Origin of the sequence: Pseudomonas sp. Je.1.5.c, assembly GCF_051129895.1 — a bacterium.
GTDB lineage: Bacteria > Pseudomonadota > Gammaproteobacteria > Pseudomonadales > Pseudomonadaceae > Aquipseudomonas > Aquipseudomonas urmiensis.
Genome location: NZ_JBCPSP010000020.1, coordinates 33,502 through 53,980 on the forward strand (window position 1 = coordinate 33,502; position 20,479 = coordinate 53,980).

14 protein-coding genes and 1 pseudogene are annotated in these 20,479 nt (G+C 61.9%); 11 read left to right on the top strand and 4 right to left on the bottom strand.

Annotated elements, in window-relative coordinates:
• Nucleotides 1–16 precede the first annotated feature (16 nt).
• The 3 genes from AAZU54_RS15725 to AAZU54_RS15735 are packed head-to-tail and all read left to right on the top strand — an operon-like array spanning nt 17 to nt 2,927.
• Nucleotides 17–1,111: an ABC transporter substrate-binding protein gene (locus tag AAZU54_RS15725; RefSeq protein ID WP_405129712.1), complete on the top strand. Its 1,095-nt coding sequence runs from the start codon at nt 17–19 to the stop codon at nt 1,109–1,111.
• Nucleotides 1,108–2,169, top strand: coding sequence for a FecCD family ABC transporter permease (locus AAZU54_RS15730; protein ID WP_186557735.1), 1,062 nt, complete (start codon nt 1,108–1,110; stop codon nt 2,167–2,169). The genes AAZU54_RS15725 and AAZU54_RS15730 overlap by 4 nt, the downstream gene beginning before the upstream one ends.
• Nucleotides 2,166–2,927, top strand: a complete 762-nt coding sequence (locus tag AAZU54_RS15735; RefSeq protein WP_312156149.1) for an ABC transporter ATP-binding protein — start codon at nt 2,166–2,168, stop codon at nt 2,925–2,927. Before AAZU54_RS15730 ends, AAZU54_RS15735 begins: the two co-directional genes overlap by 4 nt.
• A 146-nt stretch (nt 2,928–3,073) precedes the next feature.
• On the opposite strand, the gene AAZU54_RS15740 is transcribed toward AAZU54_RS15735, so the two are convergent.
• On the bottom strand, nt 3,074–3,787 hold the full coding sequence (locus AAZU54_RS15740; protein ID WP_186557737.1) for a FadR/GntR family transcriptional regulator: 714 nt from the start codon (nt 3,785–3,787) through the stop codon (nt 3,074–3,076).
• A gap of 328 nt (nt 3,788–4,115) precedes the next feature.
• On the opposite strand from AAZU54_RS15740, the gene AAZU54_RS15745 reads away from it, so the two are divergent.
• Nucleotides 4,116–5,465 (top strand): MFS transporter, encoded by a 1,350-nt coding sequence (locus AAZU54_RS15745; RefSeq protein WP_434727355.1) that lies wholly within the window; start codon nt 4,116–4,118, stop codon nt 5,463–5,465.
• A 24-nt stretch (nt 5,466–5,489) separates the two neighbouring features.
• Nucleotides 5,490–6,857: a glucarate dehydratase gene (gene gudD / locus AAZU54_RS15750; protein WP_434727371.1), complete on the top strand. Its 1,368-nt coding sequence runs from the start codon at nt 5,490–5,492 to the stop codon at nt 6,855–6,857.
• A 132-nt stretch (nt 6,858–6,989) separates the two neighbouring features.
• Here the strand turns inward: gudD and AAZU54_RS15755 are convergent, their stop codons facing one another.
• A complete protein-coding gene (locus tag AAZU54_RS15755) occupies nt 6,990–7,874 on the bottom strand; it encodes a LysR family transcriptional regulator (protein ID WP_434727356.1) in 885 nt (294 codons plus the stop codon).
• Between the two features lie 97 nt (nt 7,875–7,971).
• On the opposite strand from AAZU54_RS15755, the gene AAZU54_RS15760 reads away from it, so the two are divergent.
• From AAZU54_RS15760 to gabP, 3 genes are all read left to right on the top strand, one after another.
• Nucleotides 7,972–8,931 (top strand): 2-hydroxyacid dehydrogenase, encoded by a 960-nt coding sequence (locus AAZU54_RS15760; protein ID WP_434727357.1) that lies wholly within the window; start codon nt 7,972–7,974, stop codon nt 8,929–8,931.
• A gap of 83 nt (nt 8,932–9,014) precedes the next feature.
• Nucleotides 9,015–10,355, top strand: a complete 1,341-nt coding sequence (locus tag AAZU54_RS15765) for an MFS transporter (RefSeq protein ID WP_434727358.1) — start codon at nt 9,015–9,017, stop codon at nt 10,353–10,355.
• Between the two features lie 650 nt (nt 10,356–11,005).
• Entirely contained in the window at nt 11,006–12,400 is a 1,395-nt protein-coding gene (gene gabP, locus AAZU54_RS15770; protein WP_186556533.1) for a GABA permease, read from the top strand.
• 61 nt (nt 12,401–12,461) lie between these two features.
• Here gabP and AAZU54_RS15775 read toward each other — a convergent pair whose 3' ends face one another.
• Complete coding sequence (locus AAZU54_RS15775; protein ID WP_434727359.1) at nt 12,462–13,328, bottom strand: LysR family transcriptional regulator; 867 nt, start codon at nt 13,326–13,328, stop codon at nt 12,462–12,464.
• Nucleotides 13,329–13,896: 568 nt separating this feature from the next.
• Between AAZU54_RS15775 and AAZU54_RS15780 the strand changes: the two genes are divergently transcribed.
• Both AAZU54_RS15780 and AAZU54_RS15785 read left to right on the top strand, forming a co-directional pair.
• Nucleotides 13,897–15,453 (top strand): MFS transporter, encoded by a 1,557-nt coding sequence (locus AAZU54_RS15780; protein WP_434727360.1) that lies wholly within the window; start codon nt 13,897–13,899, stop codon nt 15,451–15,453.
• Between the two features lie 241 nt (nt 15,454–15,694).
• The gene (locus AAZU54_RS15785) at nt 15,695–16,330 is read left to right on the top strand and encodes a LysE family translocator (RefSeq protein WP_264236884.1); all 636 of its coding nucleotides are present in this window, start codon (nt 15,695–15,697) and stop codon (nt 16,328–16,330) included.
• 602 nt (nt 16,331–16,932) lie between these two features.
• Here the strand turns inward: AAZU54_RS15785 and AAZU54_RS15790 are convergent.
• Nucleotides 16,933–17,220 (bottom strand): annotated as a pseudogene (locus tag AAZU54_RS15790) (hypothetical protein); the annotation flags it as partial.
• 611 nt (nt 17,221–17,831) lie between these two features.
• On the opposite strand from AAZU54_RS15790, the gene AAZU54_RS15795 reads away from it, so the two are divergent.
• Nucleotides 17,832–20,453, top strand: coding sequence for a sigma-70 family RNA polymerase sigma factor (locus tag AAZU54_RS15795; protein ID WP_434727372.1), 2,622 nt, complete (start codon nt 17,832–17,834; stop codon nt 20,451–20,453).
• The last annotated feature ends 26 nt before the right edge of the window (nt 20,454–20,479 follow it).

The window sequence follows — 20,479 nt, forward strand, 5'->3', positions numbered from 1 at the left end:
AAGAGGATTCCCTCCGATGCGCCGCGCGCTCCATGCCTTGCTGTTACTTGCCATCTGCCTGGGCTTCGCCCACCCCGCCAGCGCCATTGAAGTCACCGACGTACTCGGTCGCAAGGTGTCGATGGACCACGCGCCGCAGCGCATCGTCCTCGGTGAGGGGCGGCTGTTTTTCGCCCTGGCGCTGCTCGACCGTGACAATCCGTTCCAGCGGGTAGTCGGTTGGCAGAACGACATGCGCCTGCTTGACCCGCACACCTACCAGGTCTACGCCGAGCAGTACCCACAAATCGCCAAGCTGCCGCTGATTGGCCAAGCCTCGGAGCAGAGCGTCAGCGCCGAACAGATCCTGGCCCTCAAGCCCGACCTGGCAATATTCAGCATCGCTGGCGAAGGCCCGACGCAGCACAGTCCAGTGGCCGACCTGCTGGCCCAGGCGGGCGTGCCGGTGTTGTTCATCGACTTTCGCGTCCAGCCAATTCGCAACACCCGCGTCAGCCTGCAAGCGCTCGGCCAACTGCTGGGCCGTGAGCAGCAGGCGCAGGACTACCTGAAGCTGTATGACTGCCACCTGGCGCGGGTCACCGAGCGGGTTGTCGGGCTCAAGGAGAGCGAGCGGCCCAAAGTCTTCCTGGAACTACTGGCGGGGGTCTGGCAGGCCCCTGGGCACACCACCGGCAAGAGCGGCCTGGGCAGCCTGGTGCAGGCGGCGGGCGGGCATAACATTGGCGCCGACGTGGTGCCCGGGGCGCTCGGTGATGTCAGCGTCGAGTATGTGTTGCAGGCCGACCCGGATGTCTATATCGCTACCGGCAATCGCGCACCAGGGGTGTTGCTGGGTGCAGGCGTTTCAGCCGACACCGCCCGGCAAAGCCTGTCGCGTATCACCGCCCGGCCAGAGTTCGCGCCATTGCGGCCAATCCAGGCAGGCCAAGCTCACGCCCTTTGGCATGACTTCTACAACTCGCCGTTCAACATCCTGGCGCTCGAAGCCATGGCGCGCTGGATTCATCCCGAGCGCTTCGCCGATGTCGACCCGCAGGCAACCATGGATGACATCAACCAGCTGTTGCGGGTAGGCCTTGCCGGCCATTACTGGATCGACGCCAAGTGACCGCGCTGGTGCAAGACGGCGCGACGCTGGCGGCCTGGCGCTACCGTCGACTGCTGTGGCGCCGGGCCGGGCTGGTGGCCGGGCTGGCGCTGTTGCTGCTGCTGGCGGTAGTGGGCGATCTGGCCAGCGGCTCGTCGGGGATGGGCCTGGGGCGCCTGCTGCAAGGGGTGTTCGAGCCACACAGCCTGAGCGCCACCGAGCAGGTGATCATCTGGAATGTGCGCTTGCCCTACGCCCTGATGGCGGTGCTGGTTGGTTCGGCGCTGGCCCTGGCTGGGGCCGAGATGCAGGCGATCCTCGATAACCCGTTGGCCAGCCCGTTCACCCTGGGGGTGTCCTCGTCAGCGGCGCTCGGCGCCTCGTTGGCCATTGCCTATCCCGTGAGTGTTGCCTGGTTGCAGCCGAGCGTGCAGGTGCCGCTGATGGCGTTCGTCTTCGCCTGCTTGTCGGTGCTGCTGTTGCAGGCCATGGCGCGCTTGCGTGGGGCGGGGGTCGAGAGCCTGGTGCTGTTCGGCATCGCCCTGGTGTTCAGCTGCAACGCGCTGGTGTCGCTGTTGCAGCTTCTGGCCAGTGAAGACGTGTTGCAGCAACTGGTGTTCTGGACCTTGGGTAGCCTGGCCCGGGCCACGTGGCACAAGCTGGCGATTCTTGCAGCGGTGCTGGCGCTGGTGCTGCCGTTCTCGTTGCGCGCGGCGTCGGCCATGACCCTGTTGCGCATGGGCGAGGAGCGCGCCCGCAGTTTTGGCGTCGATACCCGGCGTTTGCGGATTGCGTCGTTGCTGCGCATCAGTCTGCTCTCGGCAACTGCCGTGGCGTTCGTTGGCACCATCGGTTTCATTGGCCTGGTCGGTCCGCACATTGCCCGCCTGTTGGTGGGCGAGGACCAGCGTTTTCTGCTGCCGGCCAGTGCGTTGGTCGGGGCGCTGCTGCTGTCGCTGTCATCGATTGCCAGCAAGCTGATTTTGCCGGGGCTGATCGTGCCCGTCGGGATCGTCACGGCCTTGGTCGGTGTGCCGGTGTTCGTCGCCTTGGTGTTTAGCCGGGGGAGGCGTCTATGAGCCTGCTGATCAACGATCTATCGGTGGCCTACGGGGCGCGCACGATTATTCACAACGTGAGCTTGCCGGCCTTGCCGGCCGGCAGTCTGGTGGCGCTGGTCGGCCCCAATGGTGCCGGCAAATCGACCTTGCTGCGGGCGATTGCCGGGCTTGAACGGATGCAAGGGGAGATCAGCCTTGCCGGTGAAGACGTCAGCCGACTGGGCTTTGCCGAACGCTCGCGGCGCTTGGCCTACATGCCGCAGCAACTGCCGCCGGGGCTGGCGCTGGGGGTGTTGGAAAGTATCGTCGCGGCGTTGCGGGTGAGTGGCGTCGACAACCTGTTGGCACTGGCCTATGAGGCGCTGGCCAGTCTGGGTATCGAGCATTTGGCCGAGCAGCCGCTCAATAGCCTTTCTGGAGGGCAGCGCCAGTTGGTGGCGTTGGCGCAATTACTGGCGCGCAATCCGCAGGTGTTGTTGCTGGATGAACCGACCAGTGCGCTGGATTTGCACTACCAGCTGCGGGTGATGGATACGGTGCGGGAGCGGGTGGTCGCGCATCGTTTGCTGGCGGTGGCGGTGTTGCACGATATCAACCTGGCGGCCAGCTACGCCGACTGGCTGGTGGTGCTGCACCAGGGCAGGGTGGTGGCCTGTGGTACGCCGGAGCAGGTGCTGGAGCCGGGAATGCTGGCTGAGGTGTATGGCGTCCAGGCTCGGGTGGAGCGATGCTCGCAGGATCGTTTGCAGGTGTTGGTGGATCGTGCGTTGGTTTGAATATGGGTCGGGGCAGTGGCGGCCTCTTCGCGGCGGTTCGGCGCCCCGACAAGCCCGCTCCCACAGGTATTGTGTGGACATGAAGATTGTTGAGTGTCAGTGGGGGATTGTTTGAGAGGCCGGTGCATACAGCACACCGGCAGCAGTCACTCCGGCAACAACCGATCCCGGCTATTGGACAGGTGCAGACAGATCGCCGCCCGCGCGGCATCCGGGTCCTGGCGGCGGATGGCGTTGAGGATCGCTTCATGTTCGAGGTTGGCCAGGTACGCATGCCGGGCCAGCTTGGACCCTGAGCGTTCATCCGCGGCCAGCTGGTTACGCGGAATCAGGCCACTGCCCAACTGCGCCATCATCTGGGTGAAATACACATTGCCAGTGGCCTCGGCGATCAGCAGGTGAAAGCGCCGATCAGGTTCGATGCAACTATCCCCGGCTGCCGCCAGGTCCTGATGATCGTCCAGCGCCTGGCGCATGCGCTGCAACTGCTGCTCGCTTCGGCGCAACGCCGCAAGCGCCGCAGCCTGGCCCTCCAGGCCGATGCGCAGTTCAAGCAGGTCGCGCACGCTGGCCGCATTCTCGGCGCCCACGCGCAGGCCCGACTGGGCCTGACGTTCAATCACGAAAGTACCAATCCCGTGGCGCGGCTCGACCAACCCTGATGCCTGCAATTTCGACAGTGCCTCGCGCACCACGGTGCGGCTGACGGCATGCTCGCGCACCAGGCTGTTTTCCGAGGGCAGTTTGTCGCCAGGTTTGAAGGTGCCCAGGAGAATCTGCTGGGTCAGGCTGGAGACCAGGTCATGGGCGCGGCTGTGACCGCGTTTACGCAAGGTTTCGAGGTTGTCGGCTGAGGTCATGGCGCTGCTCGCGAAGGTGATCGTACAAGTGCGGCGTGATTAGGGCCGAGATTAGCACCCTGGCTTGTATGACAAGTAATTTTTTCAGATTTTTTCTACCCGCGTATCCCTGAAGTGTCGCCCCCTGGTTTTTCGCATATCTTGCTATTTCACCGATTTTTGCAGTTTTATCAGCTTGTATTTTGTTTTTTGACGACAGGTTGCGTTCTTGTCGTACAACTGCGCAGGGCATATTCTCTTGCCACTGGCATGTCAGACAACCAGGCGGACTGCCTCCCGCCGCGACATCCATCGACCCGCACAAAAACAATTAGTGGGAGATTCCACAGTGAACGACACCCTCGATCCGTCCGCCCGGCGCGACGATGTGTTGGCAAGCGCAGTGGCCAAGGTCAAACGCCATGTCCTGCCGCTGTTCGTCATCATGTTCATCGTCAACTACCTGGATCGCGTCAACATCGGCTTCGTCCGCCCGCATCTGGAAAGCGACCTGGGCATCAGCGCCGCCGCCTATGGCTTCGGTGCTGGCCTGTTCTTCATCGGCTACGCGCTGTTCGAAGTCCCCTCGAACATGCTCCTGCAACGTGTCGGCGCACGTGTGTGGCTGACCCGCATCATGTTCACCTGGGGGCTGGTGGCCACGGCCATGGCCTTCGTCCAGACCGAGACCCAGTTCTATGTCCTGCGCTTTTTGCTCGGTGTGGCTGAGGCAGGATTTTTCCCGGGGGTGATCTACTATTTCACGCGCTGGCTGCCCGCCGCCGAACGGGGCAAGGCAATCGCCATCTTCCTCAGTGGCTCGGCGGTCGCCTCGCTGATTTCCGGCCCGCTGGCTGGGGCGTTGATGCAGATCCAGGGCCTGGGCATGCACGGCTGGCAGTGGATGCTGTTCATCGAAGGCATGGCCTCGGTGTGCCTGTGCTTCTTCGTCTGGTTCTGGCTCGACTCTAAGCCGCACGATGCCAAATGGCTGAGCCGTGCCGAGCAGGATGCGCTGGTTGAGGTCATCGACCGCGAGCAGCGTGAGCGCGAAGCGGTCGGGGTCGTCAAGACTTCCTCCTGGAGCCTGCTCAAGGACCGCCAGATCCTGCTGTTCTGCGGCATCTACTTCTGCATCCAGCTGACCATCTATGCCGCGACCTTCTGGCTGCCGAGCATCATCAAGCGCATGGGCGATCTGTCTGATCTGCAGGTCGGCTTCTTCAACTCGATCCCGTGGCTGATCTCGATCATCGCCATGTATGCCTTCGCCGCCGGTTCTGCGCGCTGGAAGTTCCAGCAGGCCTGGGTCGCTGGCGCATTGGTCATCGCCGCCATCGGCATGTTCATGTCCACCACCGGTGGGCCGGTGTTCGCCTTTGTCGCGGTGTGTTTCGCCGCCATCGGTTTCAAGTCGGCCTCGGCGTTGTTCTGGCCAATCCCCCAGGGCTACCTCGACGCCCGCATCGCTGCGGCGATGATCGCCTTGATCAACTCGGTGGGCAACCTCGGCGGCTTTGTCGCGCCCACCACCTTCGGCTTGCTCGAACAGCACACCGGTTCCATCCAGGGCGGGCTGTATGGCCTGGCCGTGACCTCGGTGCTGGCGGCGATCGTGGTGTTCTTCGTCCGCACCCGCCCCAAAGACAGCGCCTCCAATGACCTCAAGCCGCAGTCGGCGTTGAGCCAGACTCACTGAACCTGCAGGACAACCCAGATGAATATGCACAGCACCCAAGACTCCTTCAGCGCCAGCCAGGTGCAGACCGGCACGCCGGTGGTGACCGAGCTGCGCGTGATCCCGGTGGCCGGGCACGACAGCATGCTGCTCAACCTCAGCGGCGCGCACGGGCCGTTCTTCACCCGCAACATCGTTGTGCTGCGCGACAGCGCCGGCAACACCGGCCTGGGCGAAGTACCCGGTGGCGAGACCATTCGCCAGACCCTCGAAGATGCCCGCAGCCTGGTGATGGGCCAGCCGCTCGGGCATTACCAGCGCGTGCTCAACGCCATGCGCCAGACCTTTGCCGGGCGTGATGCCGCCGGCCGCGGCCTGCAAACCTTCGACCTGCGCATTACCGTTCATGCCGTCACGGCCATCGAATCGGCGCTGCTCGATCTGCTCGGCCAGCACCTGGGCGTGCCGATGGCGGCGCTGCTCGGCGAAGGCCAGCAGCGTGAAGCGGTGAAGATGCTTGGCTATCTGTTCTACATCGGCGACCGCCAGCAGACCGATCTGGCCTACCGCAACGAAGCTGAGGCCGACGATGACTGGCTGCGCCTGCGCCACGAAAAGGCGCTGACCCCGGAAGCGGTGGTGCGCTTGGCCGAGGCCGCCAAGGCGCGTTATGGCTTCAGCGACTTCAAGCTCAAGGGTGGCGTGCTGCGCGGTGAAGAAGAAATCGAAGCGGTCACCGCCTTGGCCGAGCGCTTCCCTGAAGCACGCATCACCCTCGATCCGAATGGCGCCTGGTCACTGAAGGAGGCGATCGCCCTGTGCCGTGACCAACACCAGGTGCTGGCCTACGCCGAGGACCCCTGTGGGGCGGAAAACGGCTACTCGGGCCGTGAGGTGATGGCCGAGTTCCGCCGCGCCACCGGCTTGCCCACCGCCACCAACATGATCGCCACCGATTGGCGGCAGATGGGCCATGCGATCCAGTTGCAGTCGGTGGACATCCCCCTGGCCGACCCACATTTCTGGACCTTGCAAGGCTCGGTGCGGGTCGCGCAGATGTGCCATGACTGGGGCCTGACCTGGGGCTCGCATTCGAACAACCACTTCGATATTTCCCTGGCCATGTTCACTCAGGTCGCGGCGGCGGCGCCGGGTGAGATTACCGCGATCGACACCCATTGGATCTGGCAGGATGGCCAGCGCCTGACCCGCGAGCCGCTGCGCATCGTCGACGGCCATGTGCGCGTGCCGCAGCGGCCGGGGCTGGGCGTGGAGCTGGATGAAGACCAACTGGCCAAGGCCCATGAGTGCTATCGCAACATGGGGCTGGGCGCGCGCGACGACAGCGTGGCGATGCAGTTCTTGATTCCGGGCTGGAGCTTCGATAACAAGCGGCCTTGCCTGGTGCGCTGAAGCTATTGAACATGGCCTCTTCACCTGCGAAGAGGCCATGTTTGACTCACCACAGAACGCGGGTCTCACGCCACCACCTGTGGGAGCGGGCTTGCCCGCGAACAGGCCAGTAAAGCCACTACACAATAGCGCTCAAGCAAAAAAACGCCGGGCCACTTCGACAAACTCCGCCAACACCGTATTGGGGTTATCACTGCAATATGCCAAGAACATCTCCGCCTCCTGCTCAGTCTGCACCAGCGGCCTGAACACCACCTGCTCCATATGCAGTGCCTGCGCCGACGCAGGCACCACCGCGATCCCCAGCCCGACATTGACCAGGCCAATGATCGAGTGCGTCTGCCCCAACTGGTGAATGTACTGCGGCTGCACCTGATGGCGAGCGAACAGGTTGGCGATGCGGTCATGGAAATAGCGCCCCTCGCTCTCGCTGTACATGATGAACGGCTGCTGATCGAAGTCGTGCGGGCCGAGTTCTGCCTTGGCTGCCAGTGGATGACCAGCGGGCAGCGCTGCGACGAACGGCTCACGGTGAATCAGCACGTATTCGACTCGGGCGCTGGGCATCACCTGGCGCACGAAACCGACATCGATCATGCCCGTCTCTAGCGCATGCACCTGGCCGAGCGAGACCCGTTCGCTCAACTCCAGGTCGATGCCGGGCAACACTTCAGCAGCATGCACCAACAGCTGCGGAATCAAGCTGTACGCGCCGACTGCGGTAAAGCCCAAGGTCAGCCGCCCGGCTTCGCCGTGGGCGATACGCCGGGCCGACTGACTGGCCGATTCGGCGATTTGCAGAATGCGCCGGGCATCCTCCAGAAAGTTCTGCCCCGCTGGGGTCAGCCGCGCCTGACGATTGGTGCGCTCCAACAGCAACACGCCCAACGAATGCTCGAGTAGCTGAATCTGCCGACTCAGTGGTGGCTGGGTCATGTGCAGACGAACGGCCGCGCGGCCGAAATGCAGCTCTTCGGCAACCGCCACGAAGCAGCGCAGTTGGTGCAGTTCCATCATTCAATTTCCGTATTATTCGATCCACTATCTATATTAGACCTGTATCGATCGCGGTCCTAGCATCGGAGTCATTCACCTCCACTGCCGGACGCCAACGATGCCTCACGACAATCGCGCAACCATCGACCTGCTGCTGACCCAACCCGTCCCCGACGCCATCGACGACGTGCTGATGCGCGAGTACCGCGTGCATCGGCTGTATCAGCATGCGCATCCCCAGCGCCTGCTCGATGAAGTCGGTGGGCGGATTCGCGGCGTGGTCACCGGCGGCGCCAAGGGCCTACCTAACGCACTGATGGATCAGTTGCCAGCGCTGGAGATCATCGCCATCAGTGGCATCGGCACCGATGCGGTGGACCTGGCCCGCGCCGCCGAGCGCAACATTCATGTCACCACCACCCCAGGCGTGCTGACCGATGACGTGGCCGACATGGCGATCGGCTTGATCATCGCCACCCTGCGTCGCCTCGGCGAGGGCGAGCGATTGGTCCGCGATGGGCTGTGGGGCACGGTCAACTTGGCGCTGGCGCGCAAGGTCAGCGGGATCGACCTGGGCATCGTCGGCTTGGGCCGGGTAGGGCAGGCGATTGCTCGGCGTGCGGCGGCCTTCGACATGCGCATCGCTTACTGCGACCGGCAAGAGAAGCCCGAATCCGGCTACCGCTACGTCAGCGATCTGCGCGAGCTGGCGCGCTCGGTGGACGTTCTGGTGCTGGCCGCCTCGGCCGACGACGGCAAGGCCATCGTCACCCGTGAAGTGCTCGAAGCGCTGGGGCCGCAGGGTTACTTGATCAACGTCGCCCGCGGCAAGTTGGTGGACGAGCAGGCGCTGGTCGAGGCCCTGTGCGAGCAGCGCATTGCTGGCGCCGGTCTGGATGTGTTCGTCGACGAACCGAACGTGCCGCCAGCCTTGCGTGATCTGGCCCAGGTCAGCCTGCAGCCGCATCGCGCCAGCGCCACGCTGCAGACCCGGCAGGAGATGGGCCAGATAGTGCTCGACAACCTGGCCGCGTGTTTCCGTGGCGAGTTACCGCCGCAGCGAGTCACCCGTACCTGAGGCCGCCGCAGACACCCCACAGCCTCCGGGCCGTTCACCTCCCGACAAGAACAATCGCTTCCGCCGAGAAGCAAGAGGTCATCATGAACAGCAAATCCGCCGCCGCCCCGCTGGTGCAGGCCAGCGTAGGCCGTCATCGCTTCCTGGTCCTGGCGCTGATCTTCGTCATCACCGTGATCAACTACGCCGACCGCGCCACCCTGTCGATCACCGGCACCGAGGTGCTCAAGGACCTCGGCCTGGACCCGGTCATGCTCGGCATGATCTTTTCAGCCTTCGCCTGGGCCTACGCCCTCGGCCAGGTGCCCGGCGGTTGGCTGCTCGACCGCTTCGGCGCACGGCGGGTGTACGGCATCAGCCTGATCCTCTGGTCGCTGTTCACCCTCATGCAAGGCACGGTCGGCTGGATGGGCCTGGCCGGTGCCTCGGCGGCGGTGGCGTTGTTCTCCATGCGCTTCATGCTCGGCCTGGTCGAGTCGCCGGCGTTTCCGGCCAACTCGCGGATCGTCAGCTGCTGGTTCCCGACCCGCGAGCGCGGCACCGCTTCGGCCTTGTTCAACTCGGCGCAGTACATGGCCGTGGTGGTGTTCGCGCCGCTGATGGCCTGGATGACTCACGCCCTTAGCTGGGAGCAGGTGTTCATCTGGATGGGGGTATTGGGGCTGCTGTTGAGTGTGGTCTGGTTCCGCCTCTACCATGAACCGCACAGCGCGCCAGGGTTGAGCCGCGAAGAGCTGGAGTACATGCGCGAGGGCGGCGCGTTGGTCGACCTGGAGCGCGAGCGCAAGACCGCCAAGAGCAAACCGACCCGCGCCGAGGTGCTGCAGCTGTTCACCAGTCGCAACCTGTGGGCGGTGTACCTGGGCCAGTACTGCATCACCGCGCTCACTTACTTCTTCATTACCTGGTTCCCGATCTACCTGATCAAAGGCCGCGGCATGACCATCATGGAAGCCGGCTGGGTTGCCGCGTTGCCTGCGATCTGCGGGTTTACCGGTGGCATTTTGGGTGGGGTCATTTCCGACTGGCTGATACGCCGTGGCGTACACCCTTCCCGGGCGCGCAAGACCCCGTTCGTGATCGGCATGGCGCTGTCGACCAGCCTGGTGCTGGCCAACTATGTCGATGGCAATGCTGCGGTGATCATGCTGATGACCCTGGCGTTCTTTGGCAAAGGCCTGGCAGCGGTGGGTTGGGCGGTGCTGTCGGACGTAGCGCCGAGCAAGATGGTCGGCTTGTGTGGTGGCGTGTTCAACGGCATCGGCAACATCGCCGGGATCATCACCCCGTTGGTGATTGGCTACGTGGTGGCCAGCACGGGTTCTTTCGATAACGCTCTCTGGTTCGTCGCCGCGCACGGCGTGCTGGGGATCCTCGCTTACCTGTTGCTGGCCCGGCGCTTCGAGCGCACCGGACAGGCGTAGGCAGACGCCTGAGCAACGGGGCCCCGGGAGACCGGGGCTTTTTTATGGGTGCGGCAGTCAGATCGGTGTTGGCTTCTTCGCGGGCAAGCCCGCTCCCACAGGTCCCAGTCTTGACTCAACACACCTACTGCGAACCTCGCGAACCCTGTGGGGGACCGGGGCTTTTTTATGGGTGCGGCAGTCAGGTCGGTGCTGGCTTCTTCGCGGGCAAGCCCGCCCCTACAGGGTCTGTAGGGTTTGCAGTGGGTGTGTTGAGTCAAAACTGGCTCAACGCTGGGCTGAAATCTGCGCGGGACCTGTGGGAGCGGGCTTGCCCGCGAAGAGGCCAGCACAAACTCCCCAGCACACCCAGTTGAAAAACAGAACCTCCAAACAGCCCCATGCCGCAAACAGACACGCCATTGGCGACATCTGGCGCGATTGAGCAGCCCCTGTCGTGATCGCGCACCTCTGAGGCGTTCTCGAATAATTTCCACCCGCCCCAGGCGGCTTAAATGGACCCGGAATTCAGCTGGCGCGTTGCTCGATAAAGCGTGTAGAAGGTCAACAACAGAGCGCGAGTTACGTGCCTACCCATTGTTTGCAAAGGAGATTATTTTCGCCTACGCCTGCCCCCTTTTCCTTGTGTCAGCAAAAAGAGAACAAGATCAATGAACACCGTGGGATCTGATGGTAGTAACCTCGCGCAAGGGTTCAAACCACGCCATGTAACGATGTTGTCCATCGCGGGCATTATCGGTGCAGGGCTTTTCGTCGGCTCCGGACATGCCATCGCAGCAGCCGGCCCAGCCACCATAATCTCTTACTTCGTGGCCGGGACTTTGGTCGTCCTGGTCATGCGCATGCTCGGCGAAATGGCCGTGGCCCATCCCGACACCGGTTCATTCTCCACCTACGCTGACCAGGCCATTGGCCGCTGGGCCGGCTACACCATCGGCTGGCTGTACTGGTGGTTCTGGGTGTTGGTGATTCCCATCGAAGCGCTGGCCGCCGGGCATGTGCTCAACGCCTGGTTCCCCCAGGTCGACAGCTGGATCTTTGCCTTGCTGTCGATCGTCTTGCTGGCCGGGACCAACCTGTTCAGCGTGGCCAAGTACGGCGAGTTCGAATTCTGGTTCGCGATTCTCAAGGTGGCGGCGATCCTCGGCTTCATCAGCCTCGGTTTCGCTGCCCTGATGGGCTGGTTGCCCAACCGCGAAGTCAGTGGCTTGAGCACCCTGGTGGACGAATACGGCGGCTTCGCGCCCAAGGGCTGGTCGGCGGTAATCGGCGCGTTCATCACCGTGATGTTCAGCTTCATCGGTACAGAAGCGGTGACCATCGCCGCCTCCGAATCTAGCGACCCTTCGCGCAACATCGCCAAGGCCACCCGCTCGGTGATCTGGCGGATCAGCACCTTCTACATTCTGTCGATCTTCGTGATCATCTCGGTGGTGCCGTGGAACGATCCACAGTTGGCGGTGGTGGGCTCCTACCAACGCGCGCTGGAAATCATGAACATCCCCAACGCCGCCTTCATGGTCGACTTCGTGGTGCTGGTGGCAGTGGCCAGCTGCATGAACTCATCGATCTACATCGCCTCACGGATGATGTACTCGCTGGCCAAGCGTGGTGATGCCCCGGCGATGCTGAAAAACACCTCCAAGGTTGGCGTGCCTCGCGCCGCCGTGTTCGGAAGCACGTTGATCGGCGCGGCCATCGCCATCCTCAACTACTTCGCTCCCAAGGGCGTGTTCGAGTTCCTGCTGGCCAGCTCCGGCGCCATCGCCTTGCTGGTGTACATGGTCATCGCCATCTCCCAGCTGCGCATGCGCCGGCGCCTGGAGCGGGAGAACGCCGAGCTCAAGTTCCGCATGTGGCTGTTCCCCTGGCTGACCTGGGCGGTGATCATTTTCATCGCTGGGGCCTTGAGCGTGATGATGTATACCGAAGAGCACCGGGCGGAAGTGACCGCCACCTTGAGCCTGGCGATCTTCATCTCGTTCCTCGGGATCGTGACGACCCGCGGCCACCAACGAGCAGTGGGCGTGCGCTCGGTCGGCTAGAGCGGCGTTGAGACCTAGGAGGGCATCTGGCGACAGATGCCCTTTTTTTGCATCTGCCGTTTCACAGTTGGCGTGCGCTGTCGATATAGCGCACCACCGCTGGCGCCTTCTCGAAACGCCGGTGGATCAGGCTCAGCCACGAGCTGGCCTGGCACTGCTCCACCGGCCGGTAGTTGACCTGCGGCAGGCGAATCCGCGCCACCACCGACTCCGGCACGATCGCCACCCCCTGGCCCAGCGACACCAGGGTAATCACCGCCACCAGGCTTCCCGGCTGCGGCCCCAGGCGCGGCTCGAAGCCACCCAGGGCGGCCACTTCGAGGGTGCCGGAAATCTGCTCGGGGAGAATGAACGTCTCCTCGGCCAGGCGCGAGGCGGGGATGCTCTTCAACTCATTGATCCGCGAACTGGCTGGCAGCGCCAGGACGAAACCTTCCTGATGCAGGGCGATTGCGTCCAGCTCATCCGGCAACTCCATGGGCGAGCGCACGTAGGCGATGTCCAGTTGGCCATCGCGCACCTGGGCCGGCAGATCGACCATTGGCGTTTCGCGGATGTTCAGGCGCACGTTGGGGTGGGCGGCGCTGAAGCGCGTCACCTGCGCCTGGAGTATCCCCGAGTAGGCGGCAGAGGCCACGTAGCCCAACTCGATCAAGCCACTCTCACCACGCCCGGCGCGTTGCGCGCCCAACTGCGCCGCATCGAACTGGCGCACCGCCTGCTCGGCCTCAAGCAAGAGTGCCTGGCCTGCCGCCGTGAGGTTCACCTCGCGCTGATTGCGCTCGAACAACCGCACGCCCAGCTCGCGCTCCATGTCCTGGATTTGCCGGCTGAGGGTGGGCGGGGCAATGCCCAGCTGCTCAGCGGCCCGGGTGAAATGGCCATGCTGGGCGACGCAGAGGAAGTAGCGGAAGTGGCGGATTTCCATGAAGGCTCGTTACCTGTTGGGTAATGACACAGCGCGCGGCGGCTAACAAACAGGACGACGCACAGCGCTATGGTGAAGCTAACACTACAAGGCTGGAACCGTGGCGGCAAAGCCCGGCGACCCGCCGCGTTGATTGGTGCATTGCTATCGCGGGGCAAGCCCGCTCCCACGAAGGTGTCCCAGCGAGTTCGAGCGAACTTACGTGGAAGCAGGCGCTGTGAAAGCAGGCCCTGTGGAGTGGGCTCTCGTGGGAGCGGGCTTGCCCCGCGATAGCGTCCCAGCAGCTTATCCAGTCCAGGAGCCACGCAAGCCCACTCAAGCCCGGTACACCCTCGTGGGAGCGGGCTTGCCCCGCGATAGCGTCCTTGCAGCTTATCCACTCCAGGAGCCACGCAAGCCCACTCAAGCCCGGTACACCCTCGTGGGAGCGGGCTTGCCCCGCGATAGCGTCCTTGCAGCTTATCCAGTCCAGGATCCATGCAAGCCCACTCAAGCCCAGTACACCCTCGTGGGAGCGGGCTTGCCCCGCGATAGCGTCCTAGCAGCTTATCCAATCCAGGAGCCATACATGCCCACCCCAGCCTCCGCCCGCTTCACCCTGTTCACCGCCTCGGCCGTTTGCGCCCTGATCATCCTCGACACCAACATCGTCGCCGTCAGCCTGCCGAGCATCGCCCGCGACCTGTCCGGCTCGTTCGCCGACATCGAATGGGTGGTCAGCGCCTACCTGCTCGCCTTCGCTGCCTGCCTGCTACCCGCCGGCAGCCTGGCCGACCGCTTCGGCCGACGACGCATGCTGATGCTCGGCCTGGCAGTATTCGGCATCGCCTCACTGGCCTGCGGCGCCGCCCCCGACTTGCTGTTCCTCGACCTCGCCAGGGCCGCCAAAGGTGTCGGCGCAGCCATGCTGCTCACCGCCGCCTTGGCCGCCATCGGCAACCGCTTCCATGAACCCGAAGCACGCATGCGCGCCTGGGCCTTCTGGGGCGCCTGCATGGGCGCGACCATCACCTTCGCGCCCCTGCTCGGCGGCCTGATCGCCAGCACCCTGGGCTGGCGCTGGATCTTCTACATCAACCTGCCGCTGGTGGTAATACTCGGCGCGATGGTCATGCACAGCGTGGAGGAATCGCGTGACAGCGCCGCAGCCCGCCTCGACCCCCTCGGCAGCCTGACCTTCGCCGCCAGCCTGGGCTGCCTGATCTGGGCGCTGATCGACGCCAACCAAGTCGGCTGGGACAGCGCCACCACGCTCGGCCGCCTGCTGATTGCCGCCGTGCTGTTCGCCCTGTTCGTACTGGTAGAGCGCGCCCAGGCCAGGCCTATGATCGACCTGCGACTGATGCGCAGTGGCCGCTTCATCGGCGCCTTGCTCGGCATGTTCGCCTACGCCGCCTGCGCCCAGGTGATGATGACCCTGCTGCCGCTGTACCTGCAGAACGGCCTGCAGATGTCGGCTCTGGCTGCTGGCGCGGGAATGCTGCCGTTCGCGGTGGCGATGCTGCTGACCCCGCGCTGGGGGATGCGCCTGGCAGCGCGAATGGCGCCAGCTGATGTGTTCGCGCTGGGGTTGGTGTTGGTGGGCGCAGGGAACTTGCTGTGTGCCTGGGCGGCGGGGCAGGGCGGTTATCTTGGCTTTGCCCTGGCAAGCGTGGTGCTGGGGGCTGGTGCGGGGCTGCTCAATGGCGATACGCAGAAAAACATCATGGCGTGTGTGCCGCGTGAGCGAACCGGGATGGCGTCAGGGTTGAGTACCACTACGCGGTTTGGCGCGATCGTGTTGGCGATTGGCGTGCTGGGTGGGATTTTGGCGGCGCGCAGTGGGCAGTTGCTGCGCGAGGCGATGGCTGGGGTGGCGCCGCAGGCTTTGGATAAAGTCGGGGAGATGGCTACGCGAGTGGCAGCGGGGGATCTGCCGGCGGCGTTGGCTTTGCTTGAGCCTGGGTTGCGCGAGGTAGTGGCGCCGGTGGCTCGGGGGGCGTTTGTGGGTGGGTTTGAGGCGGTGTTGCTGACGGCAGGTGTTGCTGCCCTGATCTTTGCCGTGGTGGTCGGTGTGCTGTTGCGACGGCCGTTGCCGCAGGTGAACGAGCCCTGCTCGAACGCACGCCAGTCTGCAGCTAGCTGAAGTGCAAGCAGGCTGGCGCTTAAATAGACAAGGCCATTTACCCTAGCGTGAGACGTACGCTGACTGGGCAGCATGGGGCACTGGTGATAGTGTCTAACGCTGAATTTGCGGCGCATGTGAAGACTGACGAAATTATGATTCGGCCAGCCGCCCAGCGCGCCCAACACCTCTTCTAGCGGGGTGAAAAGTGGCGCGAGGCGCCGACGGTGGCCGATAAACCCAAGGATGAGGGAGTACGTTGATGATGCCAATCGAGAGCCTGGTTGGGGTGGCGATCATCGCCCTGGGCATGGTCCTGTCACCAGGGCCGAATATGGTCTACCTGACCTCCCGGGCGATTTCCCAAGGGCGCCTGGCAGGGTTGATTTCGCTTGCAGGCGTGGCCCTGGGCTTCGTGTGCTATCTGGTCGCGGCGGCGCTGGGGCTGGCGGCCTTGTTCAAGGCCGTACCGCTGGCTTATGACGTAGTGCGAGTCGCCGGGGGGATCTATCTCGGGTATCTGGCCTGGAACATGCTCAAGCCCAATGGCGGCTCACCGTTCCAAGCACGAGAGCTGCCCCCGCATTCGCCACGGCGGCTGTTCACCATGGGTTTGGTCACCAACCTGCTAAACCCCAAGATCGCCTTGATGTACTCGGCACTGATTCCGCAGTTTATCGACCCCTCTCAAGGCTCGACCTTGCAGCAGTTTCTGCAGCTGGGGTTGGTGCAGATTGTCATTGCCGTGACGGTGAACGGGCTGATCGTACTGGCGGCTTCGAGGGTCAGTCGCTTCTTGGCAGAGCGGCCATCGGCTATGCGTACCCAGCGATGGGTTTCGGGGACGGTGCTGGGGGTTTTTGCGGTGGATATTTTGTTGCGTAAGCCGATGGCTTGAGGGCGCCGCACCTGAGGCCTGAAAACGCCCGATGCCGCGCATCGGGCGTTTTGTTTTTCAGGGGGTGTATGGCTAATGACTGACTTGAATTGTCAGTGGGCTAATGGCCATCATGGCGCCTATCACGTCATCAAGAAATCCCCTCCCAAGCCGATGACCTCAGCCAGACACTGCGCAAGCTTCAACAGGAGTAGTTGATGAAAGCCCCCCTGATCAAAGACATGGAAAATGCGCTAGCTGGCGTGCTCAAGATCTCAGCCGAACTGAAGACCCGGAGCAACCCCAGGCCTGCGCTGGTCTCGATCCTGCGCAAGCTGCGCATCGCCCGTGAGCTGTCTTCGGTCTACTACATCTGCGTAGCGGGCAGCCAAAGCGCTGGCAAAACGCGTCTGGTGCGCGAGCTGTACCAGCTCGATGAAGGCTGGCTGGCCGACAACCAAGGCCGCGGCGAGCGCGTACCGGTGTTCATCCTCGAGAAGGAATGCGACGCGCCCTATGCCGTTGTCGTCAAATACGATGGTCAAGGCAACGAGCAGGAAGAACAGATCAGCCAGGACGCGTTCCGAGCCTTGATCAGCGGCTACGACAACTCCGGCAACCTGGAGGTTGTGGGCCAGCACATGACGGTCGAGTTTTTCACCAAGCTGAGCGCCCATCGCACAGCCGCCAGCAGCACCAACCAGGCCGCTGAGAATTGCAGAAGACAGGGCATTGAGGTTGACGTTGGGAGGTTTGGCTAGGCCGTTACTGGTAACGGCCGGGCCAGTGAGCAGGATGGTGCCGGCACCACGCAGCGCACCGCCCAGCATGCCGATGAAGGCAGCAATCCGCATGGCGGTGAGGTGCGTGGAGACCTGAGGAGAGCCGCAGCTCGGGCAGTGCAATGACATGGTTGAAGACTCCATAGTGGGGATGTCATTGCGGTGATGTGTGGCTGAGATTTTTTTGATTCTGCCAGAAGGCTTTATCTGCATAGATACCCCACGGGTTGATGGGGTCAATAGCGAGGCAAACATCTTTCAGATTGCCCACGGGATGTATTGGCCAAGAGTGAGCCTTGCCTCATCAATCCCCTTCGTGAGGCGGTTCTTGGGAGCATCCGTTTACCGCTTGTGCGAATTGGGCTGGGTTCCCGTAGTTCGAGTTACCTGAATCGCTGGCCAAAATATGAGCAAAGGTACAGAAAATTCTGGCCATTCGCTTGTCAGGCTTTACCTAGGTAAGACCGGTGGATATTGTGACCACGGTATCATTACGGCGTTTTGCTGTAGCCCAACGTAGTTGTTGCTGGTTCGTTTTAATTTCCTCTACGGGCATGTCGATCATGTGCCGCCCTTTTCGGTTTGAGTCTGGTTACCCGGGAGGCTGAGCACGACTTTTAATGCCGTTTTGGACAGGATCATGGACAAGGAGTCACCCCTGAAAATAGTCGTATGCAGCCAATCCGTTTACTTTGCTCGTATCCTTGGCGTGTCCCTATGAAGGTGGCACGATCGTGACTATGAACCCCCTACTTCGCATGGCATGTATTGCCGGCGTTGAGGTTGCCGTCAGGCTCCATATCGCTAGGGGCGATGACCTAAACGCCCGTGACAATGCAGGTGCCACTCCTCTGATGCTTGCCGCCGCAAGAAGAAAAAAGGGTGTTGTGCGTCTTCTTTTGACTGCTGGAGCAAATCCGGAGCTGCTCGACTCTCAAGGGGTGAGCACCCTGGCCTACGCGGAGAAGGGGGGATGTTCTGATTGTATCGATCTGTTGCGAAACGCTCTGGATATTCTGGACCCGATAAAAGCGAGCGAGGTGCCCGGAGAGGTTTCATCCCTGTCGAGTGTGTCGACCCAAGCCAATGTCCCAAAGGCATATACCATCCAGGCCTTCCTCTCTAGAGAGCTTGATTCCTGCAAGGCAGAGGGTGAACCGGTCTGTATGGAAACTCGGCCCAGAAAAGTAGCTGAAGTTGATGGCCGTTTCATTCCTAGACCTTCTGCCTCTGGTGAAGTGCCTTTTCTGAAGGTAGAGGAGTCGCTCACCGTCAAACAAGCTTTACCCGTCGATATGGGAAGGTTGTCAAACCTAATCGATATTGACGATGAGCCTCTTGATTCCGGATTCGAAAGTGACTGGTTGGCGGAGTCGGAGGCGGTTGCCCCGAAGGGTGACGATACCGTTTCCAAGGGCACCAGAGAGCTTCAGGAAGCGATCGGTCGGCACAAAGCTATCGATACTGATATGGAGTGGGACGACATTGATCTGTTCCTTCCGGCAAAGGCGCTTCCGGTGGTGCGTGACGAGGGCGAAGGCGTCCGTGGTTTGCTACTCCAGGCGCTGCGTGAGGGGGTTGTATCCGAAGTCGATCTTATCGAGGTCTGTCGAGGGGCTGACGATGGTCGCGATGAAGAGTCTGAGCGATTGCTGGCCTTTATTTTGGGCGATTTGGGGGGAGTGATCGACGATTCCGGGGCGTGGGCTTGTCAGTTGGATCTGACTGAGCCGACGGCCGAAGAGGAGTTTTTATTAGTTGAGGCACTGGAGTTTGCGGAGGATCTGGCGTCCGGTCGTAACGACCCTTTGCGATACTACGTGAAAGGACTAAAAGCCGACCTGCTTCGGGCCGAAGAAGAAGTTTCTTTGGGCCGTGAGATGGAGGAGGCTGGGGCTCAGGCGCTGGACGCGCTTTCTGGCTGGCCCGCGGGCCTTTCTATGGTTTTCGAGGCTGCTGATAGGGTTGCGCGCGGAGAAACTGATTATGGAGAATTTAGTTCCGAGATTGCGCCCGGTGAGGGAGAGGAAGAGAGCACTGGGGCAACGGCAATTGAGGACGATGCTGAAAAAGATGAAGAAGTAGCCTCTGATCCAAGGGGGGCAGCTTTCCTCTCTGCAATCTCAGCGGCAAGATCTGCGGGTGGGGATCAAGTCCGAGTGCGTTCAGCACTTGCAGCTGCGTGCCTTTCAAGAGGTTTCCTGTTAGAGCTTGCACGTAAAGCAGCCGATCCAGCGGGCGAGACTTTCGTATCTGCAGTTCGGCGCCAGGTCGTTGCAAGGGAGCGGATGACCCTCGCTAACCTGCGCTTGGTGTACTCCACTGCCAGGAAATATATGTGGTCTGAGCTTCCCTTCGATGATCTGGTGCAGGAGGGAAATATCGGTCTGATCAAGGCCGTTGAGCGTTATGACTGGCGAAAGGGATTTCGATTTTCCACTTATGCAATGTGGTGGATACGTCAGCAGATATCTCGCGCAATAGACAACAAGTCTAGGACTATTCGCGTTCCGGTGCACGTTCACAAAGAAGCATTGCCTATCCTGCGCCAGAGGGCGCTATATGAAAACAAGACAGGGCGCCCTGAAACCGAAATCGAGACGTCGCGTCGGATGGGGATACCCATCGATAAAGTCAGATTTTTTCTAGCAGCTTTTAGTGATGTCGTCTCCTTGGATGAGGTCAGCAGAGATACTGGACTTCCTCGTATCGACACCTTAATGGAGTTTGAGACTTCGGATCCTGCTTCTGTAGTTGAAGAGGACTCTCTTCGGGAGCTCCTTCTCAAGATTATTGATAGCCTTGATGAGCGTGCCGCTGAGGTAATCAAGCTTCGCTTTGGTCTTGGGGCCGAGGAACCCATGACTTTGGAGGAGGTGGGGCTTCGATTCAATGTTACTCGCGAACGAATTCGACAAATAGAATCAAAAGCCTTGGGGAAATTATCCACCCCTGCAAGGAAAGAAAAACTTGCCCTGTACATGGGCGATCAATTTGAGTGGAAGCGTCCCCCGCCCCCTCCCTCCTCAGCGGAAATGCCACAATCGTCCGAAGATAAGCATGCTCGAGAGGTGACGTGTGCTCAACAGTTCGCTGATCCGTTGAAGGATGTTTTCCAATCGGACGAGCAATCTGCGTCGGCGAGAAGCCCTAAGGTAGTATCTGAGCGTCAATATGAGCTGCTTTCCGAGCTTCTCGAAGAGGCTCGAATGTTAGGGCTTACGGTAGAGGACGCTCGTCCCCATGGCGGACAAATCCGCGTGTCGTTTGCGGCACGATCAGATGCCGCTATTCGCAGTATTGCCCGGAAACTCATGAATGCCGGATTTGCTCTTCATTTAGGAAATACCTACGTCAAATGAACGTGAGAACCCGACTTGCTCCGCCA

Excerpts from the sequence above, each read along its gene's own strand:
- AAZU54_RS15725 (WP_405129712.1), top strand. The coding sequence starts at position 17 with ATGCGCCGCGCGCTCCATGCCTTGCTGTTACTTGCCATCTGCCTGGGC.
- AAZU54_RS15735 (WP_312156149.1), top strand. The coding sequence starts at position 2,166 with ATGAGCCTGCTGATCAACGATCTATCGGTGGCCTACGGGGCGCGCACG.
- AAZU54_RS15740 (WP_186557737.1), bottom strand. The coding sequence starts at position 3,787 with ATGACCTCAGCCGACAACCTCGAAACCTTGCGTAAACGCGGTCACAGC.
- gudD (WP_434727371.1), top strand. The coding sequence starts at position 5,490 with ATGCACAGCACCCAAGACTCCTTCAGCGCCAGCCAGGTGCAGACCGGC.
- AAZU54_RS15755 (WP_434727356.1), bottom strand. The coding sequence starts at position 7,874 with ATGATGGAACTGCACCAACTGCGCTGCTTCGTGGCGGTTGCCGAAGAG.
- AAZU54_RS15760 (WP_434727357.1), top strand. The coding sequence starts at position 7,972 with ATGCCTCACGACAATCGCGCAACCATCGACCTGCTGCTGACCCAACCC.
- AAZU54_RS15765 (WP_434727358.1), top strand. The coding sequence starts at position 9,015 with ATGAACAGCAAATCCGCCGCCGCCCCGCTGGTGCAGGCCAGCGTAGGC.
- gabP (WP_186556533.1), top strand. The coding sequence starts at position 11,006 with ATGAACACCGTGGGATCTGATGGTAGTAACCTCGCGCAAGGGTTCAAA.
- AAZU54_RS15775 (WP_434727359.1), bottom strand. The coding sequence starts at position 13,328 with ATGGAAATCCGCCACTTCCGCTACTTCCTCTGCGTCGCCCAGCATGGC.
- AAZU54_RS15780 (WP_434727360.1), top strand. The coding sequence starts at position 13,897 with ATGCCCACCCCAGCCTCCGCCCGCTTCACCCTGTTCACCGCCTCGGCC.
- AAZU54_RS15785 (WP_264236884.1), top strand. The coding sequence starts at position 15,695 with ATGATGCCAATCGAGAGCCTGGTTGGGGTGGCGATCATCGCCCTGGGC.
- AAZU54_RS15795 (WP_434727372.1), top strand. The coding sequence starts at position 17,832 with ATGAACCCCCTACTTCGCATGGCATGTATTGCCGGCGTTGAGGTTGCC.